At 33.8% G+C, this 12,131-nt stretch carries 10 protein-coding genes and 1 pseudogene; 2 read left to right on the top strand and 9 right to left on the bottom strand.

Annotated features, from left to right (window positions below):
* Positions 1 to 2: 2 nt before the first annotated feature.
* From K5Q34_RS09875 to K5Q34_RS09865, 3 genes are all read right to left on the bottom strand, one after another.
* Positions 3 to 911, bottom strand: coding sequence for a nucleotide sugar synthetase-like protein (locus K5Q34_RS09875; RefSeq protein WP_253214115.1), 909 nt, complete (start codon positions 909 to 911; stop codon positions 3 to 5).
* Between the two features lie 83 nt (positions 912 to 994).
* The gene (locus K5Q34_RS09870; RefSeq protein ID WP_024406523.1) at positions 995 to 1,873 is read right to left on the bottom strand and encodes a glycosyltransferase family 2 protein; all 879 of its coding nucleotides are present in this window, start codon (positions 1,871 to 1,873) and stop codon (positions 995 to 997) included.
* Positions 1,874 to 2,270: 397 nt separating this feature from the next.
* A complete protein-coding gene (locus tag K5Q34_RS09865; protein ID WP_205028445.1) occupies positions 2,271 to 3,029 on the bottom strand; it encodes a hypothetical protein in 759 nt (252 codons plus the stop codon).
* Between the two features lie 657 nt (positions 3,030 to 3,686).
* Between K5Q34_RS09865 and K5Q34_RS09860 the strand changes: the two are divergent.
* Positions 3,687 to 3,824, top strand: a pseudogene (locus tag K5Q34_RS09860) (site-specific integrase); the annotation flags it as partial.
* Between the two features lie 599 nt (positions 3,825 to 4,423).
* Here the strand turns inward: K5Q34_RS09860 and K5Q34_RS09855 are convergent.
* Positions 4,424 to 6,376: an AAA family ATPase gene (locus tag K5Q34_RS09855; protein WP_221864923.1), complete on the bottom strand. Its 1,953-nt coding sequence runs from the start codon at positions 6,374 to 6,376 to the stop codon at positions 4,424 to 4,426.
* Between the two features lie 720 nt (positions 6,377 to 7,096).
* Between K5Q34_RS09855 and K5Q34_RS11850 the strand changes: the two genes are divergently transcribed.
* Positions 7,097 to 7,258: a hypothetical protein gene (locus K5Q34_RS11850; protein ID WP_228380662.1), complete on the top strand. Its 162-nt coding sequence runs from the start codon at positions 7,097 to 7,099 to the stop codon at positions 7,256 to 7,258.
* Positions 7,259 to 7,533: 275 nt separating this feature from the next.
* Here the strand turns inward: K5Q34_RS11850 and K5Q34_RS09845 are convergent, their stop codons facing one another.
* From K5Q34_RS09845 to K5Q34_RS09825, 5 genes are all read right to left on the bottom strand, one after another.
* The gene (locus K5Q34_RS09845) at positions 7,534 to 8,967 is read right to left on the bottom strand and encodes an ATP-binding protein (RefSeq protein ID WP_205028447.1); all 1,434 of its coding nucleotides are present in this window, start codon (positions 8,965 to 8,967) and stop codon (positions 7,534 to 7,536) included.
* Between the two features lie 44 nt (positions 8,968 to 9,011).
* On the bottom strand, positions 9,012 to 10,169 hold the full coding sequence (locus K5Q34_RS09840; protein WP_205028448.1) for an ImmA/IrrE family metallo-endopeptidase: 1,158 nt from the start codon (positions 10,167 to 10,169) through the stop codon (positions 9,012 to 9,014).
* A complete protein-coding gene (locus K5Q34_RS09835) occupies positions 10,169 to 10,879 on the bottom strand; it encodes a DUF5986 family protein (protein WP_105134620.1) in 711 nt (236 codons plus the stop codon). The genes K5Q34_RS09840 and K5Q34_RS09835 overlap by 1 nt, the downstream gene beginning before the upstream one ends.
* Before the next feature lie 110 nt (positions 10,880 to 10,989).
* The gene (locus K5Q34_RS09830) at positions 10,990 to 11,946 is read right to left on the bottom strand and encodes an Eco57I restriction-modification methylase domain-containing protein (protein ID WP_221864922.1); all 957 of its coding nucleotides are present in this window, start codon (positions 11,944 to 11,946) and stop codon (positions 10,990 to 10,992) included.
* A gap of 14 nt (positions 11,947 to 11,960) precedes the next feature.
* On the bottom strand, positions 11,961 to 12,131 hold a 171-nt coding region (locus tag K5Q34_RS09825), incomplete at its 5' end, for a transposase (protein WP_367303171.1).

Here is a 12,131-nt window from a genome sequence, read left to right as displayed (position 1 = left end):
TTCTATTTACATAAAGCTTTATAAACAGCGTCGACTAAGACTTTCCGGGTAAAGAAGCCCTGTCGCACCATAGGACTGAACTCTCGAACACATTCAACCATTGTCTGGTAATGTTCCGGTCTCATAGCCTCTATCATTCCAGTCGCCTCTTCCAAACTGTCAACCAATATTCCTAAACGATTGCGCTCAATGATTTCTTGATTGGCAATACCTTTCTGCACAACAACTGGAATTCCTGCTGCAATGAACGCACCCAACTTATATGGACAATAGAGTTTTTGATACCCCTTATCATGATCATCCATCCAAACCAGTCCAAAGCCACCCGCTGACATTTCCAGAAGCAATTGCTCATCCGGTCGATAGGAAAAATGTTGAACTCGTTCAGGCAAATTCTCTGCCTGTCGTGCATAGAGATTTAATTGAAGACTTGAGGACCAACTTTTGACAAAAGAGAAACGTTCTGGTGAGCCTGGAAAATGAATTTCCTTTTTGAAGTGCGCAGGTAATTGAGGTGATTGAGTCGGATGATCCCACATCCCTTGGATGATTATTTTTTCCACGGATAGACCGTGTTCGCGCAATACTTCAAACATTTCCTGACTCGGTACTATGACTACATCAGCCTGATTATAATAAGCAATAGTACGCTCCATCAAATAATAGTTACCCGCAAACATAAGAGGAACGACATCGTGAATAAAAACAATAATCTTTATCTGATAGGCACGCAGTTTCTCCATCACCTTTTCGTCAAAAGCAGTTGTATTCCAAGTAGGCGTTTGGAAAATAACGACATCCCCTTTGCGTAAACCTGCAACTATCCCATCTAAACGCTTACTCAATTCTTTAGGACTATCTATGTCTATAGGGTATGCGTGAATCGCCATTTCTCGATAACCTAATGACATAGCGATATCCGTTACCATATTTTGACATATTTGAGCTGTGCTGGAAGCCGCATGTCCGTTTAAATTTGTAATATATACTCGCATTAATCTTTCCTATACTTATCTAGTAAACGCATCCGCCACTCTAATTCTCTGTAAGCAGCAATATCTCCATTTTTTAATTTACTATCCCGATTGATTTGGGAACGCCATTTAAACGCCTTGACTTCTTGAGAAATATCAAACCCTATTAAAGAAAGGACTTCAAGCCGTTCTGCAACAGGAATTGTTGAATAGATTGTCGCCAGGTCTGCTTGCTGAGTCATGGAATTTCCACTAATCCGATAAACCAAGCTAGCCCTGTGCATATAGGCAATTTTATTCGCAAGCAAATAGAGTTTCCATGTCGTCCGATCATCCTCTCCAAAACCATCTATCGGATACTGGATAGTATCAAATAAAGATTTTTTATATATTTTTGACCATGGTACAGTAAAACACATACTTAGATTATGACCTATCCCATATTGATAAGCAAACCATTCCTCGGGTGTATATACCGCTTCGTAATAGTCAACTGGCGCAATATGTAAATTGAAGCTACCTGTAGACTCATCAAATTGAGTAAAATTGCAAATAGCAATATCACTATCTGTCCGTTGCAATAGACTGTACAAATCACTAATATGATTTGGATCAACCCAATCATCTGCATCAACAAAAACGATGAATCCGCCAGTCGCAACCTCTAATAATGTATTTCTAGCCGCTCCAAGCCCTTCATTCCTTCTTTTATGCACAATTCGAATCCGACTATCCTGTTCTCGTAACTGTTCACAGATAAAGGCGGTTTTATCCGTAGACCCATCATTGACAACAATAATTTCTAATTCACTGTAATCTTGTTTTATAACTGATTCTACACATTGCCTCAGGTATTTTTCCCCATTATAGACTGGGATAAGCACACTAATTTTTTCCATTTACTTCTCCTACTCTCCCACTTAGCATATCACAGAAAGGACATTCCCTATATTCAATATGATGCAGTCTATCCAAAATCTCTGTTTTCCTTTTTCTCACATATCCTATACCATTTCAGATAATATCAATAAGAATAAGGGAAATCCACATTCAAGCCTCGCTACTTTGTTTCGCTCACTGTAACCCCCATTTTTGTAATTCCAATCAAATAACCTTGGTTATAACTATATAAACATAGATAAGACGACGCAACACCATCACTTTCTTCACTTACTCAAAAAAACAAAAACTATCCTCACTTTAAAACTAATTGATTGTGACTAGTATTCGATTTGGTCAATATCACTCCGTCTATTCTTATTCCTACCATCTCAATCTCTTGTTCATTATACTAATTTACCTGAGTTGATCCAGTAACGTTTCATAAAGCATCCAAGTCAAATACTTCTCATCATCTGTCAAACTATTATTTACAATTTTACTTGCATTTGGTGGAAGATTACCACTCAATATACTCTCTGATAGTATTGGCGGAACTGCCGCTTCGACCTCTGTTCGTTCAAGGCTTTCTATCAAATATCTATGAAAACCAGTATCACATGCTGTATACATAAAAATATCTGATTCTCCTTTGTCTGCAACATTGTTGCTTCCTAAATAAGTCGTCTTACTAAAATTAGAAGACCCTGTCGCAACGCCTGTAATTTTAATTTTTCCTATAAAATACCTTAGCGTAGAAATATTAACATCAATTTCATCAGGAAACATACACTCGCTATCAATCACTTTTCCCAAAAACACCATTTTCTTGTGATCTCTATTTGTTGCACAACTATGATTTTTTTTAAAATTTATAATATTTATTTGCTTGTTTCCTAACTCTAATCGGTGATTAGCTAAATTCCTATCATTCCCATTTTTATCCACCCCGTTCATTCCTGCCGTAATTCCCATTATCTTATACTGACTCTGCTTGCACCATCCAGATAGCAAATCATCCAGAAATTGTTGCGTGGTAGTAATTTGATTACTTAAGTAACCTGGAGAAACAATGATAATCTCAGGTCTAGTATTACATATATAGTCCTTCAATGTCGTCGTTAAACGAAATGGCGCCCGTTCTCTTAATCCTTTATGAGTAAATAAAGTATACATACTATTCCTTTCTTTTCAAACTCATTAAACAACACCCAGTGTTCTTTTCATTGATTTCGGAAACTTATCCACCAATAATCACTAGAGATTACACAAAATAATACCTTTACTTTCTTTAGTTAGAGCATCTTTTAACATGAAAACTACCAGCTGATAAACCTTCGTACCTTTATTGTATCACCACTTATAAAAATGTCAAATCATATTAATGCATGCCGTTAAAATAGAGGTGAATGTGCATCTTCTCCTCTACATTTTTTATCCATTCCCAATTTTCCTTAAACAGCACTTTTGATTCAAACACTATCATTCTTGTCAGTTTTCAAAAATAAAAAGCGTCCTCGAGACAATCTCATGAGGACTACAAAAGATTTGCATCCGTATTTGCGGAACAGGACTGCTGGTAATCTTATGGCGGTCTTGATTTACCATATAAGCACACAACAAAAACATGTATTATTAAATACGATAGATTAAAGAAGACAACTTAAGAGGAAAATTTCAGGAGCTACCATTATTTTATCACAGAAAAACACAAAAGTATTCCTAATTTATCGGACAAAGGAGTTTTACTTATCTAAAACAACAACTTTGCTCAATTGGCATCCAATACCAACCGTGAATTGTAGCGCCAGTCAAAAGTGTAAGATATTCCCAAAATCTGGAACAAGCAAGAACACTACTTCAGAGACTCTAACGCATAGCGACACTATCACCACGAAGACTTATGTCAATACTTCAAATGTTGTTCCAATAGCTGTCGGAGAAATTGCCTACCGAAACCTCAAAAAATAATGGTGGGAATTTTGGTGGCAATTTTTAAAAAGCTTGCACCAAAAAACACCCCATGGTGTGAACCATGAAGTGTTGTTCTGCTGTATTGTAGCTGGTTCTTAACGTTTAGAGAACTGGCTAGCTTTACGTGCTTTCTTAAGACCTGGTTGGAGCATTGTTTATTTCAACTAATTTTAAAAGCTTTTAATATCAACGTTTTCACAGGTTTTCAAAACTTAAAATTTCATCCAATTTCAACTAATTTCATTTGAATGGTGTGAATTTCACTCAAAAAATACATGAATTGAGCTAATTTATACCGAAAAGTTCACACCATTTCAACTGTTATAAATTAAAAATAGCACCCAAACAAAAAATTCTGGCTCCATTTAACAAAACACTTTGAAGAATTTTTTATTTTTATTACTTACTAATCTTAACTGGATTCTTCAAGCTTTTTTACCAACTCAAAGATTTTTATTAATTCATCGGATAGATTCTAACTTATTTTCATGTAACTGTTTCAAATATGATAATTCTTCTACCTACTTATTTTATTTAACATCCAAAAATCATTTTTATATATCTTTTAACTATACGCAACAGTCGTATGACCGAACTTAGACTTTACCTAAAAATGAAAAATATTTTTTCACAAGATATTCTTTCAACTCTGTATCCGTTAAAATTCTTTGCTTTGCTTTTTCAATATAATTATTATCTAAATACTTATTTGCCAGTCCTTTGCTTATTTCAGTTTTTAAATTACAAACTTTAAGTAACTCAGGATAAGTATTATCATCAACAATTGCTTTAATCTGTTTTTTCTTTTCCTCGTACTGAATAGAAATATCATAATTAGAAATATCTGTTAACCCATCCCTTATTTGTTCTAAACTTGAGTAATCTTGAATCTTTTCATTCATCAAATAATTTTCGACTCTTTTTTTAACATAAGCAAGAGCAATTTTTTCATCACTATTTTTAATAATATCATGAAATTTTAATTTGAAAGTTTCAATCTTTTCTTTATACTCAGTAGGATAAATACTTCTCATAACTTCCATCATAACATGTTCTTCAAAAAACAACATTTCTATTTCATTAAACTCTAAAACTTTTATCCCCTCTTTTTCAAATTTATTTTTTTCATTCTCTGACAAACTATCTAAATCTATAATTCCATAAACTTCTTGAATATTTCCTATTTTTTTAACTGACCTCACATAATTTACTACTTGTTTATGTCCATCTGAAGGAATTATTGTATAATTTTCTCCAAATATACTCTTATAGATATGATAGTCTAAACTAGACTTATCATTACCTTCACAGAACAGCAACGGTTTCGAACTTCCAAGTATTTCAGTTAACATTAATTTAGGTAAATTGTTTTCGCTTTGCAACAGCTCAATATCCCACTTATCTGGGTATTCAAAATTTCTAATCCAAGAGACTTGGGCATTATCTCTTCCCAACACAAAATCAACAGAATGAGTTATAAAAAGAAACTGCGAGTCTTTTTTTGCTTCTATCAATCTATCCCAAAGCAGATTAGATAAAGCAGGATTTAGATAAGTTTCGGGCTCGTCAACAATAATCAAACCATCCTCTTTTGCCATTAATACACTAATCGCATAATATAGTACTGCTTTTTCTCCCTCAGATAATCCGTTGACAGAATAGGTTCTTCCATCTTTTACAACTTCTAATGTAGTTCTTGAGCCCATTTTAAAAACTAATTCAATGTCATTAAATAAACTTTTATATAGCTTTCTTACCTTACCAAATACTGTTTTATCAGTATCACTCTGCTCATTATTTGAGTCACATAGGTATAGATAATTTGTATATTCTGATTGCATCGCTATTATTAGCTTAGTAAATTGACTACTTGATTGATGAAAAAAATCGTAACCTTGTTCATCATTTTTAGATTTTTTTATACTGTTATCTAACAATATTTCTGTTATTTCTCTTTTTTCGGTCTTTAATACTTCGGTATTATGTGTAGAGAAATATAAAGTTTTTTGTGCACCAATAACAGATATCGAAGCAAAATCTCCTCCTTTTAAATAGTTAGCTAGTGATGATTTCCCTTTACCATTACCACCTATCAAAATAATATTTTCTTCAAAATCAGAAAATTTTTTTAATAGTGTAATATTTCCATAATCATGAGCTAAATTTTTCCACCCTAATACACTAACAAATGTATTGAAATCCTCGCTGTTTTTCAAAAGGTAGCTAGTGTCATATGGAAAATTAAACTCATTTAGGATATTATTATAAAACTTACTTATTTTATTTTTCTTAGTTGTTGCTTTTATCTTGGAATATTCTATTAAAACTTGTTTTTGCTTCTCTACAAAACAAATAACCTTGTTAAATAGTTCTTCAAATGTGATAGAAGAAAATTTAAAAGTACCTTCCAAGTCATTGAAAATGCTATCCTTATAGTTTTTATATTCCTGATTATAAAATTCCGACAAAACAGATTTATTACACTTTAAAGAAATTATATATTTTTCTAAATCTTGAATTTTGCTTTCAAGTTCATCTTTTTGTATCATCAACTTGTCTCCTTTTTCGTTTAATCCCACTTTTAATATCAGACGTCTTCACTTTTTATTTGTATACCATTTCATCTTCAAAAAAACTTGTACTTTATAATAGCTAATTTAAGTGCGTTTCTAGTCGCTCAATTTGACTGTTTCATCGCCCTGACGGAGATAAAGTCTTTCTAGTTTATTATACCATTTTCTAATGAACACTATTAGATTTCATCAGAATTTCCCCTATAGATAATGCTATAATACAATATATTCCTCTAATTTACATGTCGCATATTTTCTTAACATGTCTTTATTCAAAATCACATATTAAGACAATGGGACGGGATTCCAACGGCTGTTGGCGAAATCGCCTACCGTAATCTTAAAAAGTAATGGTGTGAATTTGGAGTGAAAAGTGGTGTAAACTTTGTTAAAAATCATCAAAAAAACACCTCTTGGTGTGGACCATGAAGTGTTGTAAATGCAGTATTGTAGCTAGTTCTTAACATTTAGAGAACTGGCTAGCTTTACGTGCTTTCTTAAGATCTGGTTGGAACATCTTTTGTTTCAATCAATTTCAACTAATTTCATCAAAATAAGCAAAATCGAACGAGAATATACAAAAGTTTACCTTATTATTTATTATTGTTCCTAGAAAATGAGGTAAATCAATATACTCACTTTTAATTTTCATACCTAACATGTATAATATAGTTACAAAATTAGGAGGCGTATCCGATGATTTTTCCATTGTATAGCAGTACTGCAAAAGTTAGTAAAGAAGAATTGAGTATAGAAACTAGTATTCTCAAAGATGAGTCGATAATTAACTTTGACAAAGAATTAGAAAAAGCTATGAATCAACACGATGAATTATTGAAAGAGTTGGTAGATAAATGAAATCCCTACCTGAACAATTTTGACATATTCACAACTGATTTTTGAAATAAAGTTTAAAATATAAAAGTGGTTATCGACCTGATTGTTGATATCCACTTTTCTATATTCTACTGTATTCTACTGTATTCTACTGTATTCTACTGTATTCTACTGTATTCTACTGTATTCTACTGTATTCTACTGTATTCTACTGTATTCTACTGTATTCTACTGTATTCTACTGTATTCTACTGTATTCTACTGTATTCTTATTACTAATAGTATCCTGACTGCAGTCATTTATCAACTAAAAGATAATACTGATTGCGGTCATTTTTACTTGAACCAAACCAAGTAATGATTTCTAAATCACGAAGTTTATGTAACATTTTAACAACAAATGAGCGACTTCTCCCTGTCAGTTCAATCGCTTTTGCCGTTGTCATTCTCTCGCCTGAGTTATACATATAGTGGATAATTAATTGCTCATCTACTGTCAATTCACCAAAATCAGAAAACTGCTTTTCTAAACTGTCCCGTGTACGAAGATGACGGCTGACAATGTTATTCTCAAGCGTCAGGACAACCTTATTCCCAGGTTCTGAGTATTTTGGTTCATGGAGAAAAGCAGATTCCATCTCAGAATAGATACGCTTCACACCTTCATTCATCTCACGAACCCAACCAAACTCTGTCAGAGTTCTGGCAATGCGAGGGTTTCTCGAAAAACGTTCATGCTTGATGTTTTCAACTGTTACGATATTAGGTAATTTCCCTGGACTATGGATTTCTAAGCGGTCATCAAACATAAGGATACGAATATGATCTCCATAGACAGAATAATCACGGTGAGTTACGGCATTGACAACACCTTCAAACCAAGCAAATTCAGGATATTCAGGCAAAATCTGGAATTGACCATCATTATCAAGATACTGAAATTCGCGAAGCTGAGTACGGATAAAATCTCTCACCTTGATAATCAAAGTTGGGAGAGCATCATCAAAGGTCACTTCCTTGATAACATTAAAACTACTTCCAGTCCCCATATCGGTGCCATCAAATCGCTGAAAACGAACACGAGCTTGAGGGAAGAAAGCCGAAGGATACTTGCCAAAAAGCAAAATGGCTGCCTTGGTTAATTTCCCATTGATTAGAAATCGACGTGCTTTAAGGATTTCTTCCACAGAACGCTCTGAGACATCAAAACGATTTTTAAAATCCTGAACCAGATGGTCATCAATATCTTCCAAGGTCGCATCAGGTACAACTTCATCCTCAAAGAAACGTTGTCCCTTATCATAGCTGAGCTGAGTGCGTTGCTCGTAGCTCAACTTAACTGTTTCATCACCCTGACGAAGGTAAACTTCATCATTTGGAGCTGCAATCACACGATTTGAAGACAATTCCACAGAGATAACTAAAATAAGGTCTTCTTCACCTTTATGATTAACCACAGGGATTTCTTCAAAAGATAAATCCAAAGGAGTCTCACGCATCTCACGGTCAATCTTTTTAAATTCCTCAATCGGATAGGCTTTCCCATCTTTGAAACCTGTAATAATATTACCCTGTTTCTCATCTTCAATACCAATAACTAACTGACCTCCGTCCGCATTTGCAAAAGCAATCAGGTGTTTGAGAAGCTCAGACGGTTTCTTTCTGGCTGATTTTCTATCTAGGTATTGGCTTTCTGGAGAAAATTGATAGTGAGATAAGTTTTGATTCATATAGTTCTCCTTAAACATATAAAAAATAATTAAAAATTCATGATTTACAAAGTCCTAGATTTTAAATGTACAATATTATTTCTCTCTTGTAACAACGTCTCCTTTGGAATGTCCATAAGCTCTGAAAGTATCTCTACTGGAAGAGGATAGCCGTACTTAAGATTAAATCGCTGGACTATAGATTGATTTTCAAATAAGCCCGCATCCGTCAGTAATTTATATGCCTGTTTAGCAAGGATTGGTCGTGATACTGGAATACTTGTATCCTCTGGCTCCTCTCTTCGCCATCCTCTGGCACTCATTCTTTTTTGTAGACGAGTATATTGTTCCGAATTTAACAAACCCAAATCCTTTGCACGATAAATCATACTAGCTATAGATACATTCCACTTAGACTTCAATTTCAAATAATATGCGAGGTCTTCTTCATGTCCTTTTAGATCTTCGGAAAAAGCAGAGGCTGGTAATAAAAAACTCGAAGCAAATCTATTAGCTTCTTGCTCCATTTGTCTATATTCAACATTGGAAAGCTCCTGTGGATATACTGTTCTAGCATGCAAAGCCCAATGCCCTAACTCATGAGCCAAGCTAAATTGTTGCCTAAAAAAATTATTATTATCTTGGTCGATTAAAATACAATAATATCTCTCAGAATCTGTTCCCATTTTCAATTCAACAAAACTTCCAAAAGCATCCACTTTCTCAGACTTTGAATTAATTATTGCAATATGGAAGCCATTTGTTTCTAGTAACCTGAGAACACTGGAAATTGGGTTATCACCCAATCCCCAACTCTTTCTTATCTGATCTGCAACTTCCTCTGGTGAAGCATTTTCATGACTTTCAAATTCTGCTAATTTCGGGAAATCAACATAATCTTCAAAAAAATTCGCCAAGAGAGCCAGTGCTTTTTTTAGCATCTCACTAGACTTCTTCTCAGTTTGTGAGGATGTTAACTTACTCCTATAAAAAGTTCCTAAATCAGTAGTTATAAATTTATCTTTTGTTTGATAGAAGGACAGCGGAAATTTCAGTTCAAAAATTATTTTTTGCACTACCTCAGAACTCGGCTTTGATAAATTCTTTTCGTATTTAGAAATCATCTGTTTAGAAACTCCAACGTTCTCCGCCAATTGGCTAATGGAATAATGTCTAAAATATCTCGATTCCCTAAGTCTATCTCCATTAAATTCTTGAGCCATTATAACGTTCCTTTTACTATTGGTTTTAATGTAACGAGTTGAGGCTCATCTACTAAATCATTCACCTGTTCATCACGTATAGCCTCAGTTCTAATTATACCAGCTGAACTTGGAAGCAAGTGAGAAATATCTACTGAACCAACTGATAAAAATTGTGGAGTGTAGTCTTCTAACGAAGCACTCACAGCTTCTTGACCTACATAATCAACAATCAAGAATCTAATCTTAGTCACATGTTCACAATACTCACCAAGCATCCTAACCAGATCAGCTTCTTTTCTTTTCACTTCAGAGCTATCAGCATCAAAAAGAGAAAGCTGTTCCACTTCTTGTTCAGGATAAAGCCCCTCATTTTTCAAAAGTAGACTTAAGGTATAATGAGTAGAGGTTCCATTTTTGAAATATCGATTACGAATTGTCCTAAAATTATTTTTGGAGAAGAAGGCTATTAATTCACCTGTCTCAATATTCAGTATAGGGTCAAATTGCCAAATCCCCCTCTTAATATGCAAAACTTTCCAAACAGTACTATTATCAAATAGATCTTTAAGCATATCCGCTCTTCGTGCCCATGTAGCCTGATAAATTCCATTTTGACTAGTCTCTGAGATAGCAACTTTAAAATCCTGCTCCAGATGCCTAGTTGTAAAACTCATCGCTTCCAAACACTTGATGATTACTTCCCTTTCAATATTATAACTATGTTTCATCTATTCACCTCAATTCATATGTTATCTTAACCACATTATAACAGAGGAAGGAGACAAAAACAAGAAAAACCACCAAAAAAGTCAACCGCTTTTTGTGGTGGTTTATGCATCTACTCCATCTCCTTCACTTTACCTTCAATAAATTCAATCTCATCATCCGAAAGCCCATATTTTCGATAGAGTTGTGCATCTATCTCAGCGATTGATTGTGACCAATCAATGTCCGAGTTGGATGTAAAATTTTGTAGAGGAACATTTTTCCAAGTTGATGCTGTTTCATTATGTTGTGTTATCTTCATTGTCCCTAACATAACTCTTGTAAATTTTGTTTTAAGGTATTTCAAAAGATTTTCTGCTTCCTTATAATTTTCAAAAGCACCAAAGGAGATAAAAGTTTGTGTGTGTCCAATATGAGGAGTAGCAACAATTGGAGAGGAAAGTACCTCACCAAGAACCCCACTACCATTAGAACCTGGGAGAATTACTTTATATTTTTCTAAATTTGGATGAGCTATCACATAATCTTTTTGAATATATTTAAATATTCTATCATTACCTTCACGTCCATAAATTTGAATATCTAAATCAGACTGTCTCGTATTAAAAAATATTTCAGGAAGGCGAGAAAATATGTTTGTGAGCATGTATGTCCTAGTCTGCGGACTAACAACTCTTTGTTCAAACTCTGGATAATCACTATATACTCTTTCTGTTAACTTATAGCTATTAAATCCAAACATGACTTCATTTATAGATTTAAAATTACTTGTAACTACTTTATCAATTATTTCATTTAGTTCTTCATATGCAGTAAAAGTTTTAATAGAACCAAATGTTTCATCACTATTCCTATAAGTTACAGCCACGCCACCCTTAATATCTGTATTAGGAAAAATTTCTGAGCTACTTTGAGTATAAAAAACCACTTTTAAATGCTCATCATTAAGCATTTTTTCATTCCAAAACTTTGGTGTCTGACCAGCATTAAATAAGAATCTAGCTGGATGAATCATTACAACCTTTGATGAAAGTTCTGCAGCTAAATCTAAAAATTTATGATAACCCAAATTTCAAGTTGAAGTTAGCCACCCAAAAGAAATTCACTTGGCGACTTGTAGTCCAAGCATTTTTTAGGGTAGTTGTTAATCCAATTTTCGATAAAAGCGACTTCTTTCGGAGTCGTTTTCTTGGTTCCTTTAGGTAACCATCTCCGAATTAATCGATTATGATTTTCATTTGAACCTCTCTCCCA

This window comes from Streptococcus sp. 2018110, from assembly GCF_019754115.1.
GTDB lineage: Bacteria > Bacillota > Bacilli > Lactobacillales > Streptococcaceae > Streptococcus > Streptococcus hashimotonensis.
Note: the sequence above shows the minus strand (reverse complement) of the source record. Positions and strands in the feature narration are given on the sequence as shown.